The sequence below is a fragment of the Cupriavidus sp. USMAA2-4 genome (assembly GCF_001854305.1).
Taxonomy (GTDB): domain Bacteria; phylum Pseudomonadota; class Gammaproteobacteria; order Burkholderiales; family Burkholderiaceae; genus Cupriavidus; species Cupriavidus malaysiensis.
Genome location: NZ_CP017748.1, coordinates 2,356,487 through 2,376,042, shown reverse-complemented (window position 1 = coordinate 2,376,042; position 19,556 = coordinate 2,356,487). Strand labels below are relative to the sequence as shown.

Below are 19,556 nucleotides of genomic sequence, written 5' to 3'. Positions count from 1 at the left end.
TGTTCAGATTCTGGAATGGATAGTCGGTATTGATTGAATCATGGCAACAGCTCTGCACTGTCTCCAGCGTCGGGCGAGCCCTTAAGGAGGCCGAGTCTAGCCAACTCGAAGACAAGCTTCGGTCGAGCGCCTATACTCGCCGAGAACTCCACGCCATATGCCGAGAACTGTCGCTCCAGATCTGCCAAAACGATTTTTCCGTTTTTCCTTCCTTTCGCTGCTGCTGCGAGCTGCAATACGGTTCTTATCATCCCAGAACCTGGGAAGACACTTACTCGCTGCAGTCCACCCTTCAGGCTGGTGAGCAAATATCCATCGTCATTGTCGCTCGTATGTAATCGTAGTAAAATCCGCAAGAATTCATCTATGTTTTTGCCTTGGCCGCGGGTCGTCGGTTGCAGCCACGCGCCGAACTGCTGCGCAAGAGGTACGAGTTCGGCACGCAAATTCTCGGCATTCGCGCCGGTGAATTGGAGCCGCTCACCTGCGACACGGCAGTGCGCAAGCCAGTCTGTAACAGACAGGTGACTACTATCGCTGCGGTGCACGGCTAATTTCTTTGTATCGAAAAAATATCCGCACGTATTTCTCACTGTATAGACGAGCAGGCTCAGCTCAACCCGAGCTTTTATATATCGCTCTATATGTAGCGCAATTTCATTCGAGCCGGTTTGTGTAGGATGAAAGAGCCCTCTCCAACGGCCCGCGATGACGCTGCTTACTGTGTCTTCGTTCGCCACATTACCGCCGAATGCCTCAAGAGACCAATCCCGCAGGGCGACAGTGAGGCGCATATTCCCAAGGAGCCACGCCGATATTCCTAGTCGAAGATATACCTTAAGATGCTCGATCCAGAGTATTCGAGGAATTTTGCCTTCAAGCTCACATAGGTGATAGAAATCCTCCCCGAGTCGGCTGGCCAGCGGATCACGATCACGACAATCTAAGACCTGGCGTTCTTGATTCTTGAGCGTATCGGAGAGTGAGAGAACGGCTTCTTCCGATGTCATCAGACGAGAAGATCCTGATTGAGGATCGATTCTGCTTGCTACCTCAGAGAGGATGTCTCGGCAACCATCGCCGCGCGGTTTTCCTTGCAGTGCATCGATTATTGTTTCGGAAATAGCTTGCGGTTCCCACTCCGCTACCTTCCCACCGCAATCTCGAACGTGTTGAGCAAGTAGGCCTTCTATGAGCTGAAGCTGGATGACGCGGTCAGCCCCCTTGCGTGGCCAAGAATTGCGAGCTAGTACGGGATATAGTGGTGCATAATAAAGGCTTGCGTTTCCTCGCTGAGTTATTCGCTTCGCACGACCTCGCTCGAGGTGAAGGAGGGCCGACTCTTCTAAAGTATCCTCCGGGCACGGCTGAAGCTCGCGCGCCCCTGCCGGAGCATTTGCCGGTCGTCCCCCAAAAAACAATTCACGAAACAGCTCCGTTATCAAGCGCTCGGGTGCCTCCCGCATGCCCACGGTATTGACGAAAAATGCTGATGCCTTGATTAATTTGGGAACACTCGGTTCGTGTACAGTTTTATCCTGTGCCGTCAGAAGTTGGCGCAGACTCGGGAATCTGCCTCGATCAAGCTGCATCGACATAGACCTCTCCATACATGCGAATCATCCGCACGTCTTGCTCTTCTATTCGATTAACTAGAATTTCTATGTCGTCTTGCTTGTCGTAATTTGACTTCACGGCAACTCGCGATACTGTGTCACGTGCGGTCTCTAGATATTGATCTGGAAAGGTTCCCTGAGACATGGCACGCTCCGCACGCCGCTTGAGCCAGACGAACGCCCTAGTGCTCATTCGAACCTTGTCAGCACCGCTGCCGAACGCCAATTGAACAGACATGCCCGTTGTTGCGCCATTAGCATTGCCGTGAATAATTCTCGGCTTTAGTAATGCAGAGCCGACCCATTCTCCGCGCAACGTGGCCGAGGGGGTCAGTGTAAGACCCTCTCCGCCCCCCCTCAGGCTTTCGGTTAGGATCGCACTAATTGATTTAATCATCCCAAGCTGCTCCATCGTCGGGCGATCGGAAACACCAAGAATTCCTGCCAGTGCATCGAGGTCTTCTGAAAAAGTGGTCACTCCGTCAACGAGGGCGCCTGCCCGCATCGTGAACGATGTAATCCAGCGCGATAGCCAGCGATAAGCGTTAGTTGGTCCGTTGGGGAGCTCTCCCAAGGCCATTTGCAGGTCACTCCAGTGTGAAAAGCAGATAATCTCTAATTCGCTTACCCATGGCCCTCCTGCACGAAGCGCGGGCCACGCTTCACTCCATAAGTCCAGAAAATCCAGTGGCAATACATCGGCCAGCGGATCTAGCTCCCGAAATACACCTTCGGATCCAAGCAGGCGCTGAATACCGACGTCAGTGGAATTTCTGCGGCTGCTATCAATTAGCGCCATTAAAGAGAGTTTTGCCCCCTGAGAGAGGGCGGCGCATTGCGTGGTTATTTCTTTTAGTGCGCGCAGTTGTTCGCGCGCGTCGATGGAGTCACTCTCAATGCCATGAGGGGCGTAAGAGGAGAAAATGATCGCATATATGCGACGTCCTAAGAGCGAAAAGACATCCTGTTCGCTGTGCTTCTGCATCACCCAATTACACGGCTGCCCATCTGTATAATCATGAGGGCATCCGGCTAAGATTAATGAAAGCAAGGCGCGGGCCTCGCGTAAGACTATTGTCTGTCCGTCTAGGAGCTCGCCATGAGTCAGTAGGCGAATAAATTTGCTGCGTAAGCTATTATCTGCTAGCCAGTCGCGATTCGCTCGAAACGGACAGAGCGGCTTGCACGCGCAGTCATTGCAGTTCTCCCAGTCGGGAGCGCCTACAGCAGCAACTATTAATTTATCGAATGTATCTGACCCGAGCAACAGACTCTCGCCATCAAGTACGGTAACACCGACGGCAAGCGAATCAAAAACGCGCTTACGTTCAGCCTTGCCGAGATGAATTGTCTCTGTTCGAGCGTCTCCGACTGCCAGGCGGAGAGCTTTAAACCAGGGCGCATTATTTTTGCTTGGATCTTGATAGCCATGTGCGAAGGCTTTTTCGACGACACCTCGATTTGTACAGACAACGAGCGACGTCCCGCGCCTCTCGGCTTTTTGCAAGAGATTTTCAAGGGCTGATGCTGGGTCCGCGGCGGGATCATATGGATGCGGTACGACAGAGGCATCCTGAGCGATGAATAGATATGGGTAATCCTTATCCAATTCAGACACTGCGAGTAGGTAGGGAACGTCCCCAGACGAGGTCAACTCCTCAAGCGGAAGGTTCGTATAAGCATCCAGGACCCTGTCGCCTTGCTTAATCAGTTCACGCACTAGCATGCCAGCACACGCTGACTTCCCATTGCCGGGCGACCCGACAAAGAAGTGCCAAGCGCCTGCTCCGTGGCCACTCGCTGGCGGGCGAACGGCAACTGCAAGCTCAGCCACCTTGTCATGCAGCCTTGTCGGCACCTCCAGAAATGGTTTTTGCAGCCAATTCGAAGGCCTACTAATTGCGTCGGCGCCATCCTGCTGCAGCGCTAGCAGCTTTGTAAGGAAGGGATTATTTGCCATTGCGCGCACACATCCTGATCGTGGCTGTAAAAGCTCATCCTACTACGGAGACGCGCCCCAGCGCCACGCAAAACCGAGACGTATCTGACCACATAACCTCTCGATCAGATAGGTGAAGGGCCCCGGCGGGGGCGTGATCATTAGCTGTCCAGTTTGGGGGGGGGGCGTCCAGATATGTTGGTTGTCAGTTTTGCGTAATTCGAATGAAAACAAAAAACAACCCCTCGTAAGGGGTGGATGTAACGGTAACTTGCTCGAGCGGTTGTCATTGATGCATCGCAACGAACCTGCCTCATCCAGGCTATGTGCTTCGCACAACTGGGAGGAGACCCCAAAAGGCAAATCGATTCTCGCGGGTAAGCACATCGATGATAACTGGCGAAAATTCTGGCGACGTGGGCATCCTGCGGTTAGTCACGGCGGCCTCAAATCTGAAGTGCAACACCTTGCCATTCGGTAAGGTGTGATGAATGACGAGAACGAAATACCTACAACTACAACCCGAAGAACGCGTGCGCATCGAGATTTGGAAGGCTGAAGATGTCAGCCTGCGAGCCATGGCTCGCAGGCTTGGTCGCGCGCCCTCGACACTGATGCGTGAGCTGCGTCGCAATGCCACCGCCCGTGGCAGCTATGGCGCAATGAGCGCGCAGGCCTGCCGTACCCAACGCCTCAAGGCCAGCCGCCCAGCCCTAAGCTTGCTCCTGATGGCGTGCTGTGGGGCGTGGTGCGCCACTTCCTCGATCAGACGTGGTCGCCCCAGGAAATCTCCGCTACGCTCAAGCGAGCCTTTCCTGACCAACCCGAGCTCAACGTGTCCCAGGAGACCATCTACAACGCCATCTACGCCTATCTGCGAGGTGAGCTGCGCCGCTAACTCATCGCCTGCTTGCGACAAGGCCACACCAGGCGTCTGCCGCGCTCGCGCGGCACCGACCGGCGCGGCCAGATTCCCGGCATGGTCAGCATTCACGTGCGCCCGCCCGAGGTCAACGACCGGCTCATGCCCGGGCACTGGGAGGGCGACCTCATCAAGGGAGCGGGCAACCAATCGGCCGTAGGCGTACTGGTCGAGCGCATGAGCCGCGCCGTACTGCTGGTCAAGATGCCAGACGCCACCGCTGCATCGGCTCTGGCCGGCTTTACCGCGAAGCTGCAATCCTTGGTGGCGCCACTGCGCCAGACCCTGACTTATGACCAGGGCCGAGAGATGGCCCGGCACGCCGAACTAAGCGCCGCCACTGGCGTGCGCGTGTACTTCTGCGACCCGCATAGCCCCTGGCAGCGCGGCACCTGCGAGAACACCAATGGCCTGCTGCGCCAGTACTTACCCAAGGGCACCGACCTGTCCGTCCACTCGCAGGAAGAACTTGACGCCATCGCCGACAGCCTCAACGGCCGGCCGCGCAAAACCCTGAACTGGCACTCCCCGCTACAAGTCCTCGCGCAGGTTCTGGCCAATCCCACGGACCGGCTTCCTGTTCAATAACTGAGGGGTGTTGCACTTCGCACTTGAAACCGCCCACAATAGGCGCGTAGCCGAGGCATCTTCCCCGAAGACTGCTTGCGTCAAGAGTTCAATTTGTTGGAAAGCATATTAGGTCCTGATGAGTGGGAAAAGTACCTCTTTGATTAGGGAAGGCGTGCGATTTCTTTGAACGAGCTCTACCGGAAGTAAGTTTTTGGTGCACTAGCCGCATGGAAGGAGTTTTGTCCTTCAGGGGTGATCCGTTGCGGCCTTGGGGCTGGATACTCGTGATGGACTCGGCAAAGCCGTTGTGCTGGCGCAATTGTGGCCCCTCTTCGGGGGCTTGGAACTGGGTTGGTTTCTCTAGCAAGAACCGGCGCTAGTCGATAGGCGCAGCGCACCAACTATTGCCCGCCCCCTTCCTTCAGCCTCTCCAAATCCCGAGCAATCCGGTCCCGCATCGGCGACGTATGCCCATGCATCTCATCCGTCTTTCCAGTAACGAGCCAGTAAGCATACTGAGGCCATACCACCCCAATCGCCTCAACCATATCCTGCGTCACCCGCTGCTGGTTCCGGCAGGTGTTCTTCCAGTTGTCCGCCTTCACGCCGGTCAACTCTTCCATGCGCTTGTAGCGCCGGTTCCCGCCAGCAACGAAATCTATCAGCTCGACAACGCGATCGCGCATTTCAATTGGGCTATATTAGCCTTGCAAGGTAAATTTAGCCTCGTTGGCCGCTGGAGGTGTGTCCCTCAGGTGGCGCGACGCGGTAGCGCGCTCGTTGTCCGAACGGCGGTGCTTCCGTGCGTCTCGAGGTACCACAGCAAGCCCAGGGAGGCCGCGCCATTTGGCAACGACATAGCCCGCGCTCAGCCTTGGAAAAAGGTGGCGCGGGCTCGGAATCTATTGGGCCTGATCAGTCGCATTATGGACTATGCGGAGGGGGCGCTGCGTCTCGGTGGACCGCTTGCGCTAGCTCCGTCAGGGGGGGAGGAGGTCGCATGACCGCTCATCAACGTCGGCAAGGCCGTGCCGAGCAAGGACACAGGCTGGTCAGTCGGTTTGCGCTTAGTCGATGTTTCTGAGGCTGGGTGCGCGCACGCCTACAGATTCGCAACCGTGGCCAACTCCACCACCGAAACCCCCAACGCCTCCGCAATCGCAACCAAGTGCATCACCCCGATGTTCTGCTCGCCCCGTTCCACCGAGCCCATATAAGACCGGTCAATCCCGGCACGCAGCGCAAGTTCTTCCTGTGACATTCCGTGTTCCTTGCGGATATGTCTGATGGCTTGTCCCAGTTGGACGAGAGGGGCGGCACCGCCGTGCCGAGGGGATGCGATTGGCATCCCGTGATCCTGTCGCTATGATGACGATCTAACCACGGACGATCTTACCCAAAACCTTCCTCAAAGGAGTTGCTCATGACCGCTCGTCAACGCCGCCTACGTGTTGCCACCGCTCCAGCAGATGCCTCCGTGCTGGCCGATCGTCTTGAGACGCTCGACGAGCCCGTACTGGAGCATGAGGAAGACGAACCCCATCGTGACATCATCCTCCAATCCTGCGACGAACTCCTGCGCGTCAGCGCCGGCCTGGATGCCTTGCTGACCTTGCTGGAACTGCAGGCAGGTGAGAGCTTCGACAGCAACGGCCTCCACGCCTTGCTCCTGCCGCTGAAGTTGCAGATGGATGAGGCGGTAGACCGCGTCCAGTCCCTGTACTGAGCCATCGAGCAGACAAACGCGCGGGCCCTGGCCTACCCCAAGCCACCGCCCGCGCGGACCTGCCGCCCTCGTCGACTTCTCCAACGCGACATACCGCCATCCCCGCCGCCCACCGCTCCCGCTTGCTCAGGGCCGCGTCCAACTGCGTCGCCTCGCCCGCTTCCAGCACCGCTAGCAATTCGAGGCCGACAGCCTGTGCCTCAAGACCTATGTCTCATACAGGGCCGCCCTGGCCCGGCGCAGGCCGGGCAACACCGCAGGCCGGACAGGCTGGAGAGCGGCAATAGAAGGCTTCCACCTCTTCAAGATTGCATTCGAAGTTGGCAGTGAGCTTGATGGTGTGTTTCGCGGTCACGATACGAAGCCGTCAGTCACCCTGCGACTTTGGCGGCGCGGCGGCGCTTGATGGCCGAAAGGGCGCTATGCGCGTCTTTGACCTTGCTGGCAGCGACATCGGCAAGGCCACGGCTGCCGTCGTCGATCAGCAGCAGGTGGATGCGTTCGTGTTCCAACTGATGGTAGTAGTCGAGCCGCTGGGCGTCGATGATGGCCACGTAGCTTTCACCGTGCTTGCTGATGATCTTCTCGGCCCCGGCCTTCACCTGGTCAGCCAGTTCGGACAGGTTCGCTCTGGCTTGCGACAGCGGAATCAGGTCTCCGGCAGAAATCGCCATGGCTGGCTCCTTGATGATGTCTGAATAAGAACTTGCACAGCATGCGCGCGCTGGGATCCTCTTGAGGGATCGAAGCCGACCCGCCGTCACCTATGACGGGCCGGTCGCGATGCCCGCTGGGTCGTGTCGCGCTGGCTCTTGGCTTGATGCGGTCAACAAGCCTTGACCACCGTCACCTCTTTTCCATCGGCTCAGGGCCGGGGCAACAAGGGTTCGGGCAGTCCGGCTCGAAGCCAATGCCTGCGATGTCGGTTCGCTCAGGATCCGAGCCTTTGAATGCAAAGGTTCGGATTTCAAGGCGATCTGGCTTGACGCCAAGCTGACCGAGCAGAAGCCTGAGATGACCTTCGCGTTGCTGTGCGAGGCGAGTTGATACCCCGAGAGAGGGCGCGATCTTCAACTCGCCCAGATAGGCCCCCTTGTCATGGAAATTCTCCACGATGGCGGCATGCCAATGCGCGAGCTTGCGGACGTTGGATGCCGTGAGCGTGGTGGCGCTGCGCTCGAACTGCACCTCGGTATCGAGCCCGAGGGGCTTGCAGGCGAGTGCGTTCAGCGAGACGGCCAGGCATGCCGTTGCCATCAGCGGCTTAGATGCGATCATCCCGGAACCCCACGATGTAGGTGGCCACGTTTTCCGCGCTCTCAATACGGAAGCGATTCGAGTCCAAATAAAGCAGGAGCAGAAAAGACAGACAATCAGGCGCTTCCGAATCTGCGGCGAGGTTTGCGGAACATTGCAGACAGGGCCGTGCGCTGCTGGAGAGTGCCGCCCTGTATTGGGACGAGCCATTGGACCGCGTCCTGGCCCCGTGCTGAGCAAACAACCGCGCGGACCCTCGCCTACGCCGAACCCCCACCCCCCTGCCGCCCCCGCCGACTCCCCCCAGCTCGCCGATCCGCCAACGGCAACCCACCCCGCTCCGCCATCCCAGCCGCCCGCTGCTCCAGCTTCCCCAGGATCGCTTCCAGCTGCGCCACTTCCCCGGCTTCCAGCGCCCCGAGCAATTCAAGGTTGACCGCCTGCGTCACCGGAAAGACTTCCCGATACAGCGCCAGCCCTTCGGCCGTCAGTGCCAGCGAGACATGGCGCGCGTCGCCGGCGCGGGTGGTGCGGCTGACCAGTTTTTTCTGCACCAGCTCGGAGACGGTGCGCGAGGCGCGCGGGCGGTCCAGGTGGGCCAGCGTGGCCAGGGCGGATAGCGTGGGGGCGGGGCCGCTGGCGTGGGCGCCTAGCAGGGCCAGCAGCCGCCATTCGCGGCGCGTGATGCCGAAGCGGCCTTCGCATTGGCGGATGACGATGCCGCCGGCGCCGGCCAGCACGGCGCTGAGGCGGTAGAGGAGCAGGTCTTCGATCGACTGGGGCTGGGTCAGGCGCGTGCGGTCCGGCATGGTGGGGTGGGGCGGGTGGCGGGGAGCCATTGGCCGTTGGCATGGGTCGCTGGCCACTGGCCACTGGTTTACACGGGGGATGGTTGTTTTGAACAACTGATTGTGCGCAACGTACATTGCCCTGACAACCCGGGTTGACGGCAGGCCGGCGCGGTGGCGCTGGCTGCCTGGCCCAGGGTGCCCACCAGCCGGTGGAGGAGGGATGTCGTGGCGGCGCGCGGGTTCCGCTGGCCGTCCGTACGCGGTCGGTGGCCTCGTGTGTGGCGATGGGGGCTGCGCATCGCGGATGCGTGGGCCCTGCGCGGGGCGGCTGCGGCATCGCCATCGCTTTCCAACCGGCGCTTAGAGGAGTTGGAGACATGTCTGTTTGCCGTTCCCTGCCCCCTGGCCCGCATGACGGGCTGCGTTCCTGCTGGCGTTCCCGATGGCCTGCCGCGTCGCTGTGCCAGCCGTTGTCGCTTGCGCCGTCCGCGGGCCGTCCGCGTCGCGCGGTGCTGCGCCGCCTGCTGGGCGCGTTGTCGTGGTTGCCGGCGCTGCCCTGGCTGTCGATGGGCCTGCCTGGTGCTGCTGCCGTGGCGCATGCGCAGGACCTGTATCCCAGCAAGCCGGTCCGCTTCGTCAACAACTTCCCGCCGGGCGGGCCGTCGGACATCCTGGCGCGTTCGGTGGCGCAGGTGCTGCAGGGCGAGCTGAAGCAGCCGTTCGTGGTGGAGAACAAGCCCGGTGCGGCCGGCAACCTGGGGGCGGGCGCGGTGGCGCGCAGTCCGGCGGATGGTTATACGGTGCTGTTCGGCATCGATACCACCTTCACGGTGAATCCGCACCTCTACGCCAGCATGCCGTTCCAGCCGGGGGAGATGAAGCCCTTGATGATCCTGGCTACCTCGGGCCTGCTGGTGGGGGTGAATCCGGCCACGGGCATTGGCAGCATGGCCGACCTGCTGGCGCGCGCCAAGGCGAAGACGCTGAACTTCAGTTCGGCGGGGAGCGGCAGCCCGGGGCATATCGCGGTGGAGTCGTTCCGCCGCGCCACGGGGGCTACCTTGAACAACGTGCCGTACAAGGGCAGTTCGCCGGCGGCCACGGCGGTGGTGGCGGGCGAGGTGGATGGCGGCATGCTGGCCACGCCGGCGCTGCTGCCTTTCGTCAAGGCGGGGCGGGTGAAGGCGCTGGCGGTGACGGGCGCGCAGCGCTCGACCTTGCTGCCCGAGGTGCCGACCGTGACGGAGCTGGGCTTCAAGGCGCTGGAGCATGAGGTGCTGTACGTGGCGATGGTGCCGGCGGCCACGCCGGAGCCGGTGCAGCGCGTGCTGGAGCGCGCCATGGCGGATGCGCTGGCGCGGCCGGAGGTGCGCGCGCGGCTGGCGGCGCTGGATATGCGTCCGGATGGCGCGGTGGGCGCGGCGGCGGCGCAGCGCATGGCGGCGCTGTCGGAGCGCTACCGGCAGTTGATCGCTGCCGCCGGCATTCGTGCGGATTGAGGGGCGCGGATTGAGCGGCGCGGATTGAGTGTCGAGGACTGAGCGTCGCCCGGCCGCGGCCGCCACGCGCATGACTTTCTGAACGCCGGCGCGCGTGTTCGTCGCGCCGCGCCGGTTATCGAGTGAACGATGAAACCCAACCTGATCTACATCGTGGCCGACGATCTCGGCTATGCCGACCTGGGCTGCTACGGCGGCCGCGTGCCCGTCTCGCCGGTGCTCGACAGCCTGGCCGCCAATGGCCTGCTGCTGACGCAGGGCTATGCCAATTCGCCGGTGTGCTCGCCCACCCGCTTCGCGTTGATGACGGCGCGCTACCAGTACCGCCTGCGCGGCGCGGCGGAGGAGCCCATCAGCAGCAAGCGCATCGGCCAGCCGCAGGGTTTGCCGCCTTCGCATCCGACGTTGCCGTCGCTGCTGCGCGATGCGGGCTACCACACCGCGCTGATCGGCAAGTGGCACCTGGGCTTCGCGCCGGACTTCGGCCCGCTGTTGTCCGGCTACGACGAGTTCTTCGGGCCGATGGCCGGCGGCGTGGACTACTTCACCCATTGCGATTCCACCGGCCGCCATGACCTGTGGCACAACGACGCGCCGCACCAGGAGCCCGGCTACCTGACCGACCTGCTGTCGCGCCGCGCGGTGGACTTCGTGGAGCGCATGGCGGCGCAGGACGCGCCTTTCTTCCTCAGCCTGCACTACACCGCGCCGCACTGGCCGTGGGAGACGCGCGACGACGCCGCGCTGGCGCCGCAGGTGAAGGACAACCTGTTCCACCTCGACGGCGGCAATATCCACACCTACCGCCGCATGATCCACCACATGGACGAAGGCATCGGCTGGCTGGTGGAGGCGCTGCGCCGGCTCGGCCGGCTCGACAACACGCTGATCGTCTTCACCAGCGACAACGGCGGCGAGCGCTTCTCCGACAACTGGCCGCTGGTGGGCGGCAAGATGGACCTGACCGAAGGCGGCATCCGCGTGCCCTGGATCGCCCACTGGCCCGCGCGGATCGCGCCGGGCGGCAGCAGCGCCCAGCCCTGCATGACCATGGACTGGTCCGCGACGATGCTCGACGCCGCCGGCGTGGCGCCGCATCCCGAGTACCCGCTCGACGGCATCTCGCTGCTGCCGCTGCTGCGCGACGCCGGCCACCGCTTCCCTCGCCCGCTCTACTGGCGCATGAAGCACCGCGACCAGCGCGCCCTGCGCGACGGCGACTGGAAGTACCTGCAGGTGGACGGCCACGACTACCTGTTCGATCTCAGCCAGGACGAACGCGAACGCGCCAACCGCGCCGCGCGCGAGCCCGGGCGGCTGGCGGCGATGCGCGAGGGGTGGCTGGCGTGGAATGCGCAGATGCCGGCGATACCGGAGGAGGCGCTGGTGAGCCTGGGGTATTCGGCGAAGGATATGCCGCAGCGCTGAGGGGAAGCGGCTGCAGGAACCTGCCGCGCGGATGCCGTATGCTCTGCTTCATCACCGTCACGCAGGCCACGCAGAGCAAGATGCCGTTTGCAGGAAATCCGCAGCAAGGAGGGACCGCCCGCGGGCGGTGTATCGAGCGTCTCGAGCGTCTCGGCCGCATCGGCCTGGTCCTGGCGGGCGCGCTGTTGCTGGGCGACGCCGTCGGCCTGATGTCGCTGGGCCTGTTCAACTTCGGTGTGATCCTGCCCACCGCGATCGGCGCGGCCTTCCTGCTGCTGGGCTGGCGCTGGCCCGCCGTGGCGCGTTGGCGCGCGGCGCGGCCGTGGCGGCAGCGCTTGTGGCGGGCGGGGTGGACGGCCTTCGCGCTGTGGCTGGTGTCGGTGGCGCTGTTCTTCCACACGCTGCACGGCGAGATCGTCGCGGCGGCGCCGGAGGCCGCGGCGGCGCGCGCGACGGCGGCGAAGTCCATTGTGATCCTGGGTGCCGGCACGCCTAACTGCGCGGCCTCGCCGACGCTGGCGGCGCGCCTGGACGCGGGCCTGGTGCTGGCGCGCCAGCTGCCGGCCGCCTGGGTGGTGGTGAGCGGCGGCGAGGATTTCCTGCGCGGCTGCCGCGAGGCGGACGTGATGGCCGACTACCTGCTCGCGCGCGGCCTGGCGCCCATCCGCCTGATCCGCGAGGGCCGCGCCACCAGCACCGACGAGAACCTGCGCTTCAGCCGCGAGCTGCTGGCGCAACAGGGCGTGCCGGCCACCGAGCCGGTCATCGTGGTGACCAGCGATTTCCACCTGATGCGCGCCGAGCGCATCGCGCGCAAGGCGGGCTTCACGCAGGTGGCGGGCGCGGCCGCGCCGACGCCGCTATACCTGCGCTATAACGCCTGGCTGCGGGAGTATTTCGCGCTGATCAGCGGGCGGGTGCTGGGGGAGTATTGAAGCAGCCGCCGGGCGCCTCCGGCGTACCCCATCAGGATGCGGATCGATGGCGCTCAGCGCCCCATCCTGCAGCCCCAGCCATGGCCAAACCGTCACTCCGGCGGTCAGCCTTGCGCCCGGCCTCAACGAACCTGCCCTGTCGCGGGCGCAGAAGACCTTCCAATCCCTGATCCGCCAGATCGACAAGCGGCGCCAGCGCCTGCGCGGCTGGGAGGCGACGCTGCCGGTGTTCCAGCAGCGCTATGTCAATGAGCGAGCTGTTCGAGGCGCGTTTCGTGCGCAAGGACGGGACGGACGGGGAGTAAGGCCACACCTGTGGCCGACGGGCGCACCGCGATTCCGCTGGGCATTGCGGAACGCGGTGCGTGGCCACTTGCGCTTAGCGTTCGGCGTACAACAAGCGCACCAGCATCGTCGCCAGATTGGTCTGGGTGGTGGCGTTGTGCACGGCGGTGCTGGTCGGCTGCAGGCCGTCGGTGTCGATGACGCTCTTGTCGGCTTCGATGTTCCACAAGTGGCCGTTTGCCGGGTAGCGCTTGCGTCCGGTGAATGGCGACTCGCTGCCCACCAGGTCCTTGCACACGCCGGGACGCTCCATGGCGTCGACGGCCTTCTGGTTGTACGGGTACTCACGCACTAGTCCGCACATGTCGAGCGTATCGGCACCGGTCTCCACCGCGTAGCGCAACACGAAGAAGTGGAAGGGAGCTGGGGACCAGTAGTCGACGTTGAGCAACCCGGACAAGGTCGCCGGATCTCCGCAGCCGACGGCGTTGCAGTTCGCGAATCCGAGCTGATGCGTCTTGTATGGGCCGAAGTGGCCGATCGTCCTTCCGCTCGAGTCGTCCTCCGGGTGGTCGGGTTGCAGGTTGCCGACGTAGCGGGCGATCGGGTAGGTCCACTTGGTCGCCCAGTCGTCCAGGCTTGTGATGTTCACCCAGGTCGGCTTTCCAGCCGAGGGGGAGAGACGGGCCGGATCCTGGTAGAGGTCGTAGTAGGCATCGGCGCCGATGGCCGCGTTCAAGGTGACGATCAATGCCTTGTCTCCCAGCGGCTGATAGTTCTCGCGGAATTTGGGTAGCAGGGCGCGCGACACCAGCCGGCCGCCGAACGAATGCCCGGTCACCAGCATGCGGCTCGAAGCCGGCCCCGCCTGCACAGCGGCGGCGATGGTGGCGAGGTCCGCGGCAACGGTGCCTTGCGCGATCCGATCTGCGGCGCGGCCACGATCTGCCACCGTGAACACGCTGGGAATCGACGCCTCGATCAGTTCGCCGCGCCAGCCGACATAGATGCCGAGTACGCGGATGTCAGTGCGCCCCGCCCGGGCGAGTGCATCGGCATAGCGCGCAAGCATGTGATCGAAATATTTGACGTTGCCGTCTTCGGTGCTGGCGTTGTGGTGCCAGCCATGCACGTAGACAGCGACCAGCGTGGCCTGGCCGGCGGCGTTCGCGCTCTCGATGCGCTGCCGGATGGCCAGCAGTTGCCCGGGAGCGAACAACTGGCCCGGGGCTTTGCAGGCGGCGCTTTCCAGCTCGCAATATTCGAGGAAGGCCACGCTGAACTTCCGCTCGATGCGCTGGCCTTCTTCACCACGGCTGCTGTCCGGCGGGCAGGTGGCCTCTCGCCCCGAACCGTTCAACGAGCACGACTTGTCGCGGAAGCCGGCAGTCTGGTATTGCTGGTCCGGCACCGTGCTGCATCCCGTAAGCAGCGCGGCAGCGAACAATATGGCGAGAATGGCGCGCATGATCTCTCCCTGTTTCTTATGATCGTTGTCGGATCGGCGCATTCTGTGCCCGCCAATGGGGCAGGCGAATAGCTCGAATGAGGGGCAGTCGTGCTGTCCGGTTTCGAGCATGCTGTCGGGCTTGACTCGCCTGGTTTCGTCGCGGGTGGCGAGGGGCAGGAAATGGCCGTGTTCACTGCTGGCCATGATCTGTGCCGGTTCTCAACGGCGAACGCGCGTCGCCTCGACAAGGGGGGCGCAAGCTTCAGGACGCCCGCCCGCCGCCCCCCTCACGGATGCCAAGTCGCCGGCCGCCCGATCTGCATCGGCTCGCGCTGGCTGCCCGCCATGGCGTACGAGAGCCGGTTGGCGGCGTCCATCACGGTCTGCGCCAGTTCCGTCAGCCGCGTTTCGTCCAGGCGCGCGGTCGGGCCGGAGATGCACATCGAGCCCAGCAGCCGCCAGTGCAGCCCGAACACGGGGGCGGAGACGCTGGAGACTTCGGGCTCGCGTTCGCCCAGCGAGAGGTGGAAGCCGCGCCGGCGGATCATTTCGTAGGGTTCGCCGGATTCGCCGGAGAAGGCCAGGATGACGCGCCCCGGGGAGCCGCTGTCGAGCGGCAGGGCGGAGCCGATGCGCACGTGGTGGCGGATCGCCTGCGGGCCTTCGACGCGTACCAGGCAGATGCGCTGGCCGCCTTCGCGCACGTAGAAGGAGGCGCTTTCGCCGGTCTGGATGGCGAGTTCGCGCAGCACCGGCTCGACCACTTCCTGCACGTTGAAGGTGGCCTGGTAGCAGGCGCCCAGCCAGCCGGCGGCGCGGCCGAGGCGCCAGCCGCCGTCTTCGGTCTGCACCAGGTAGTGGTCGGCGGCCAGGGTGCGGGCCAGGCGCAGCACGGTGGTCTTGTGGATGCCGGTGCGCCGGCTCAGTTCGGCCAGCGAGAGTTGCGGGTCGTTCACGCCGAAGGCTTCCAGCACGCGCAGCGCGCGCGTGACGGCGCCGACGCCGCCGGTGCTGTCTTCCTGTGCGGCGGGCCCGGCGGGCGGGGGCGCGGCGGCGGTCTCGGGCGTGCTGCGTGGCGCCCGGGCAGGCCGGGATGGCGGGGCGGGCGGAGCGGCCGTCTTGGATTTCATCGCGCAGAACGTGTTTCGCTGTGGGAAACGGCATTGTAGGAGATGAAACGCACGGCAACAATCCGGGGCATAACCACCCATAAGATCCGGAGACATCCATGCGCGCATCCCGCCGTAGCCTGTTCGCCCGCGCCTTCGGCGCCACCCTGGGCGTTCCCCTTCCTGTGGTCCTGAGTGCGGCCTTGAGTGCAGCCCTGACCGCGGCCCTGGCCGTCTTTCCCTCGGCCGCCTCTGCCAGCGCCGGCGGCACCGCTTATCCGTCCCGCCCCATCCGCGTGATCGTGCCGTTCCCGCCGGGCGGCGGCACCGACATCATCGCGCGCGAGATCACCAATACCGTGGCGATGTCGACCGGCTGGACCTTCGTGGTGGACAACAAGCCGGGCTCGGGCGGCAACCTGGGCGTGGATGCCGCCGCCAAGTCGCGCGCCGACGGCTACACCATCGCGCTGGGGCAGACCAGCAACCTCGCCATCAATCCCACGCTGTACCCGCGCCTGCCCTATGACCCGCTCAAGGACCTGACGCCGATCGGCCTGGTGGCCAGCGCGCCGCTGGTGCTGGTGACGCCGGCCGGCTCGCCCTACAAGACGCTGGCCGACGTGGTGCGCGCCAGCAAGGCGAAGCCGGGCGCGCTCAACTTCGCCTCGCCGGGCAACGGCACGGTGGCGCACCTGACCGGCGAGCTGCTGCAGAAGGCCGCCGGCATCCACCTGACCCACGTGCCGTACAAGGGGGCCTCGCAGGCGCTCAACGACCTGCTGGGCGGACAGGTGCAGCTCTATATGTCGTCGGTGCCGACGCTGCTGGCGCATATCCAGGGCGGCAAGCTGCGCGCGCTGGCGGTCAGCTCGGCCAGGCGCATCGATGACCTGCCGCAGGTGCCGACCATCGCCGAGTCCGGCTATCCCGGCTTCGACGCCACCACCTGGTTCGGCTTCGTCGCGCCCGGCGACACGCCCAAGGAGGTGGTGGCGCGCCTGAACGCCGCCTTCAACAAGGCACTGCAGTCGCCCGAGCTGGTACGCAAGCTGGGCGACCAGGGTGCCGCGGTGCTGGGCGGCACGCCGGAGCAGTTCGGCGCGCGCGTGCGGCAGGACATCGGGCGCTGGGCCACGGTGATCAAGGAGTCCGGCACCAAGCTGGACTAGGTGGCGGCGGCAGGACGTCTCTCCACCCTCCACCGCAACCCTTTCACCGTAGCCCTTCCGGCGCCGACCCTGGGCGCCGAACCGGCGAGCGCGGCCGCGCTTGCCCTTGCGCCTTACCTCTGCAGCGGGCCCGTCGGTTGTCAGTTGTCCGATATTCGCCCGCTACATGCCCCCCCGCCCCTCGGGCATTCCCTTGGTTGTCAGATTTCGTCAGCTTTGCACTCACGCGAGCGGATAGCATGAAGATCGCTAAGAGGATCGGGGCAGGGTACGGAGGGGTCCCAGAGGAGGCGGCGTTGTCAGCCTCCCGCATGCCACCCTGTGCCGGGTCCCGGGCGTTTCCCGCTGCCCCTCGTTACGCCGCCGCGCGGCCGCGTAACGGGGCGGGCCGGTGGAAACGGCCCGCCGCTTTGCCGGAAGTCCGTCCGCGGCTTGTCCCTTACCTTGCCCGAGAAGAGAGCGAGGGCGGGCGCGCCCCCCCACGGTCGGGCTTCCACAAGCGGCCGCCGGCAGGCGGCGAGTACCGGCGGTGCCGAGGCACCGGCCGGTGGCGCCTGCCCGCGGCGGCTGGTCGCCGGATGGCAGCGGTGCTGCCGGCGGCATCCCCGTCGTGGTGACGCGTCGGCGGGGTCATCCAGCGTGCCTGGCGCGCTGTCGTCGGGCGGCGGTCCCGGCCGTGGTGATATACGGCCGGGGCCGCCTGCTTGCCGGCATGCGGTCCGCGGGTCCGCATGCGGGTCTGCATGCGGGCCTGCATGCGGGCCGGATGGCGGCTGGTCTGGCCGTATCGGGCCGGTCGCTCTCCCGCGACCCGTTTTCCGGCTTCCGGCCCTTCGGCGACGATGTGGTGAAGTCCGCGCTCTTCATGCTCGGCATGACTTCGGCGGCGGTGCTGCTGGTGGACCTGCTGTGGCTGAAGGCGTACCGGCGCGCGGCGGATGCCGGGGCGGCGGGCGTGCACGCCTGAGCTGCGGCTGAGCGGTTGACCCCGGCGGGCCCCGCCGGGCCGGGGCCTGCCCGCGTCCGCGTGACGGTGTCATGGCGCTGCGGCGTCATGGCGTCACGGCGCCGTGGCAGCGCCGGCCGCATCCGGCGCGCTGCGCTCCCGGCCGCTGAGGAAGACGAACACGGCGATCGCGCACAGGGCGGTCACCACCGCCAGTCCGCGCAACAGCAGGCCGAAGGCGTCGGCATAGCCTTGCCGCAGCGTGGCGCCCGCCACCGACGGCAGCCATGCCGCGGCATGGGCGAAGTCCCCGGCGGCAAGTTGCGCTGCGGCTTGTGCGGCGTCATATGCCGTCAGGCCCGCGTCGGCCGTCGGCATGCCCGCCAGCAGGCGCTGCTGCGTCAGCGCGGCCAGCACGGCGCTGACCACCGCCAGCGCGATGCCCTCGCCGGCCACCCGCGTGGTGCTGAAGATGCCGGTGGCCATGCCGGCGCGCTCCTTGGGTACCACGCTGACCGAGAGTCCATCCATCAGGCCCCAGGGCAGGGCGGTGCCGAGGCCGATCAGCAGCAGCGGCGCCAGCGCGGCCGGGCCGGCGCCCGCGCGCAGCGCGAGGCTGAGCCACCAGAGGCCGCCCGCCGCGAGCAGCAGGCCGAGGCCGCAGAGGATGCCGGGCGCGAGCCAGCGCGTGAGCGCGGCGGCCGCCAGCGGTACCACCAGCATCGGGCCCGACAGCGCCAGCATCATCCAGCCGGCATCGATCTCATCGAAGCCCTCGACGCCGATCAGGCGCAGCGGCAGCAGCACCAGCAGCACGATGTAGCCGTAGCAGGTGGCGATCGGCAGCACCTGCACGCCGACGAAGCGCGCATAGCGGAACAGGGAGAGATCCAGCATCGGCCGCGGCGCTCGCCTTTCCACCGCGACGAAGGCGGCCGCCAGCAGCGCGGCGGCGCCGAGCAGCCCGATCACCAGCGGGCTGGACCAGCCGCTCTCGGGCGCCTGGATCAGGCCGAAGGTGAAGCAGGACAGCGCACCGGTGAAGGTGGCCGTGCCGGCGCGGTCCAGCCCGCCGGCGTGCGGGTCGCGCGATTCGCGCAGGCGCGGCACGCCGACGGCCAGCGCCAGCGCGCCGGCTGCCGCGCTGCTGAGGAAGATGGCGCGCCAGCCGACCGTGTGGATCAGCCAGCCGGCCAGCACCGGGCCGAAGGCCAGGCCGATGCCGAAGGTGGTGCCGAGCAGGCTGAAGGCACGTGTGCGCGCCGGGCCGTCGAATTCCTGCGCCAGCGCGGCGGTGCCGCCCGCCAGTGCCGCCGCCGCGGCCACGCCTTGCGCCGCGCGCAGCAGGTCGACCGCCCATAGCGATGGCGCCAGCCCGAGGGCGAGCGAGCACAGGGCGAAAGCGGCCGTGCCGAGCGCGAACAGCCGCTTGCGGCCGTAGCGGTCGGCCAGCGTGCCGGCCGCCATCAGCAGGCTGCCGAAGGTCAGCATGAAGGCATTGGTGATCCAGCGCAGCGCCACCGCGCTGCCGCCCAGATCGCGGCCGATGGCCGGCGTGGCGACGGCACCGCCGGAAAAGCTGAGGGGCAGGGCGAGCGCCGCGAGGCAGACCGCTGCAAGGATGGCGAGCCGGCGCCGCGCGGGGCCGGCCGGGTGGGGGTGATCCATGGTCGCTCCTGGATGGGTTGGAAGGGCCTGGGGAAGGTGGCCGGCGCGCTGTCATGCCCGCTGTCGTGCCTGCCGTCGTGCCTGCCGTCGTGCCATATGGCCGGGGCCGCGCCGGGCGAGCGATGAACGATAGAGGGGAATGAATCAGGGAAAAACCACGCCAGCTTCCGCTGACTGCGGAATAGAATTCCGCAATGCATGCGCGGACCGAAGCCGGGCCGGCCGCGCGCGGGACGGCCGGGC

At 65.2% G+C, this 19,556-nt stretch carries 16 protein-coding genes and 1 pseudogene; 7 read left to right on the top strand and 10 right to left on the bottom strand.

The annotated features are described in order from the left end of the window. Window positions 1-38: 38 nt before the first annotated feature. On the bottom strand, window positions 39-1,598 hold the full coding sequence (locus BKK79_RS40280; RefSeq protein ID WP_157128416.1) for a hypothetical protein: 1,560 nt from the start codon (window positions 1,596-1,598) through the stop codon (window positions 39-41). Continuing rightward, complete coding sequence (locus BKK79_RS40275; protein ID WP_157128415.1) at window positions 1,582-3,576, bottom strand: hypothetical protein; 1,995 nt, start codon at window positions 3,574-3,576, stop codon at window positions 1,582-1,584. Before BKK79_RS40275 ends, BKK79_RS40280 begins: the two co-directional genes overlap by 17 nt. A 470-nt stretch (window positions 3,577-4,046) precedes the next feature. Between BKK79_RS40275 and BKK79_RS10495 the strand changes: the two are divergent. After that, a pseudogene (locus BKK79_RS10495) lies at window positions 4,047-5,065 on the top strand (IS30 family transposase). Window positions 5,066-5,448: 383 nt separating this feature from the next. Here BKK79_RS10495 and BKK79_RS10490 read toward each other — a convergent pair. Together BKK79_RS10490 and BKK79_RS10485 are read right to left on the bottom strand one after the other, a co-directional pair. Further along, window positions 5,449-5,733: a hypothetical protein gene (locus BKK79_RS10490; RefSeq protein ID WP_071037665.1), complete on the bottom strand. Its 285-nt coding sequence runs from the start codon at window positions 5,731-5,733 to the stop codon at window positions 5,449-5,451. Between the two features lie 416 nt (window positions 5,734-6,149). After that, complete coding sequence (locus BKK79_RS10485) at window positions 6,150-6,395, bottom strand: helix-turn-helix domain-containing protein (RefSeq protein ID WP_071037664.1); 246 nt, start codon at window positions 6,393-6,395, stop codon at window positions 6,150-6,152. 75 nt (window positions 6,396-6,470) lie between these two features. On the opposite strand from BKK79_RS10485, the gene BKK79_RS10480 reads away from it, so the two are divergent. Beyond that, window positions 6,471-6,773 carry a DUF1484 family protein gene (locus tag BKK79_RS10480; RefSeq protein WP_071037663.1) on the top strand — a complete coding sequence of 101 codons (303 nt, stop codon included), beginning with the start codon at window positions 6,471-6,473 and terminating at the stop codon, window positions 6,771-6,773. Between the two features lie 371 nt (window positions 6,774-7,144). Here the strand turns inward: BKK79_RS10480 and BKK79_RS10475 are convergent, their stop codons facing one another. The 3 genes from BKK79_RS10475 to BKK79_RS10465 form a co-directional block, all read right to left on the bottom strand. Continuing rightward, window positions 7,145-7,447: a type II toxin-antitoxin system Phd/YefM family antitoxin gene (locus tag BKK79_RS10475; RefSeq protein WP_071037662.1), complete on the bottom strand. Its 303-nt coding sequence runs from the start codon at window positions 7,445-7,447 to the stop codon at window positions 7,145-7,147. A 172-nt stretch (window positions 7,448-7,619) separates the two neighbouring features. Beyond that, window positions 7,620-8,051, bottom strand: a complete 432-nt coding sequence (locus tag BKK79_RS10470; protein WP_071037661.1) for a hypothetical protein — start codon at window positions 8,049-8,051, stop codon at window positions 7,620-7,622. 239 nt (window positions 8,052-8,290) lie between these two features. Then, window positions 8,291-8,869, bottom strand: a complete 579-nt coding sequence (locus BKK79_RS10465) for a MarR family winged helix-turn-helix transcriptional regulator (protein ID WP_232346202.1) — start codon at window positions 8,867-8,869, stop codon at window positions 8,291-8,293. Between the two features lie 461 nt (window positions 8,870-9,330). Between BKK79_RS10465 and BKK79_RS10460 the strand changes: the two genes are divergently transcribed. From BKK79_RS10460 to BKK79_RS10450, 3 genes are all read left to right on the top strand, one after another. Further along, window positions 9,331-10,320 carry a Bug family tripartite tricarboxylate transporter substrate binding protein gene (locus BKK79_RS10460; RefSeq protein WP_232346201.1) on the top strand — a complete coding sequence of 330 codons (990 nt, stop codon included), beginning with the start codon at window positions 9,331-9,333 and terminating at the stop codon, window positions 10,318-10,320. Between the two features lie 129 nt (window positions 10,321-10,449). Continuing rightward, entirely contained in the window at window positions 10,450-11,748 is a 1,299-nt protein-coding gene (locus BKK79_RS10455; RefSeq protein ID WP_071037660.1) for a sulfatase family protein, read from the top strand. Window positions 11,749-11,957: 209 nt separating this feature from the next. Beyond that, the gene (locus tag BKK79_RS10450) at window positions 11,958-12,683 is read left to right on the top strand and encodes a YdcF family protein (RefSeq protein ID WP_232346309.1); all 726 of its coding nucleotides are present in this window, start codon (window positions 11,958-11,960) and stop codon (window positions 12,681-12,683) included. A 379-nt stretch (window positions 12,684-13,062) separates the two neighbouring features. Here the strand turns inward: BKK79_RS10450 and BKK79_RS10445 are convergent, their stop codons facing one another. Together BKK79_RS10445 and BKK79_RS10440 are read right to left on the bottom strand one after the other, a co-directional pair. Beyond that, a complete protein-coding gene (locus tag BKK79_RS10445) occupies window positions 13,063-14,622 on the bottom strand; it encodes a hypothetical protein (protein WP_157128414.1) in 1,560 nt (519 codons plus the stop codon). 83 nt (window positions 14,623-14,705) lie between these two features. Then, window positions 14,706-15,548 (bottom strand): IclR family transcriptional regulator, encoded by an 843-nt coding sequence (locus BKK79_RS10440; protein WP_071037658.1) that lies wholly within the window; start codon window positions 15,546-15,548, stop codon window positions 14,706-14,708. Window positions 15,549-15,646: 98 nt separating this feature from the next. Here BKK79_RS10440 and BKK79_RS10435 point away from each other — a divergent pair, with 98 nt between their 5' ends. Beyond that, on the top strand, window positions 15,647-16,699 hold the full coding sequence (locus tag BKK79_RS10435) for a Bug family tripartite tricarboxylate transporter substrate binding protein (protein WP_071037657.1): 1,053 nt from the start codon (window positions 15,647-15,649) through the stop codon (window positions 16,697-16,699). Window positions 16,700-17,465: 766 nt separating this feature from the next. Next, entirely contained in the window at window positions 17,466-17,666 is a 201-nt protein-coding gene (locus tag BKK79_RS10430) for a hypothetical protein (protein WP_071037656.1), read from the top strand. A 93-nt stretch (window positions 17,667-17,759) separates the two neighbouring features. Here BKK79_RS10430 and BKK79_RS10425 read toward each other — a convergent pair whose 3' ends face one another. Then, entirely contained in the window at window positions 17,760-19,313 is a 1,554-nt protein-coding gene (locus BKK79_RS10425) for an MFS transporter (RefSeq protein WP_071010615.1), read from the bottom strand. Window positions 19,314-19,556: the final 243 nt, after the last annotated feature.

Bases quoted from the DNA above. Each gene is read 5' to 3' on its own strand.
- BKK79_RS10450 (WP_232346309.1), top strand. From the start codon at position 11,958: ATGTCGCTGGGCCTGTTCAACTTCGGTGTGATCCTGCCCACCGCGATC.
- BKK79_RS10445 (WP_157128414.1), bottom strand. From the start codon at position 14,622: ATGGCCAGCAGTGAACACGGCCATTTCCTGCCCCTCGCCACCCGCGAC.
- BKK79_RS10465 (WP_232346202.1), bottom strand. From the start codon at position 8,869: ATGGCTCCCCGCCACCCGCCCCACCCCACCATGCCGGACCGCACGCGC.
- BKK79_RS10430 (WP_071037656.1), top strand. From the start codon at position 17,466: ATGGCGGCTGGTCTGGCCGTATCGGGCCGGTCGCTCTCCCGCGACCCG.
- BKK79_RS40275 (WP_157128415.1), bottom strand. From the start codon at position 3,576: ATGGCAAATAATCCCTTCCTTACAAAGCTGCTAGCGCTGCAGCAGGAT.
- BKK79_RS10425 (WP_071010615.1), bottom strand. From the start codon at position 19,313: ATGGATCACCCCCACCCGGCCGGCCCCGCGCGGCGCCGGCTCGCCATC.
- BKK79_RS40280 (WP_157128416.1), bottom strand. From the start codon at position 1,598: ATGTCGATGCAGCTTGATCGAGGCAGATTCCCGAGTCTGCGCCAACTT.
- BKK79_RS10455 (WP_071037660.1), top strand. From the start codon at position 10,450: ATGAAACCCAACCTGATCTACATCGTGGCCGACGATCTCGGCTATGCC.
- BKK79_RS10435 (WP_071037657.1), top strand. From the start codon at position 15,647: ATGCGCGCATCCCGCCGTAGCCTGTTCGCCCGCGCCTTCGGCGCCACC.
- BKK79_RS10470 (WP_071037661.1), bottom strand. From the start codon at position 8,051: ATGATCGCATCTAAGCCGCTGATGGCAACGGCATGCCTGGCCGTCTCG.
- BKK79_RS10485 (WP_071037664.1), bottom strand. From the start codon at position 6,395: ATGCCAATCGCATCCCCTCGGCACGGCGGTGCCGCCCCTCTCGTCCAA.
- BKK79_RS10475 (WP_071037662.1), bottom strand. From the start codon at position 7,447: ATGGCGATTTCTGCCGGAGACCTGATTCCGCTGTCGCAAGCCAGAGCG.
- BKK79_RS10480 (WP_071037663.1), top strand. From the start codon at position 6,471: ATGACCGCTCGTCAACGCCGCCTACGTGTTGCCACCGCTCCAGCAGAT.
- BKK79_RS10490 (WP_071037665.1), bottom strand. From the start codon at position 5,733: ATGCGCGATCGCGTTGTCGAGCTGATAGATTTCGTTGCTGGCGGGAAC.
- BKK79_RS10440 (WP_071037658.1), bottom strand. From the start codon at position 15,548: ATGAAATCCAAGACGGCCGCTCCGCCCGCCCCGCCATCCCGGCCTGCC.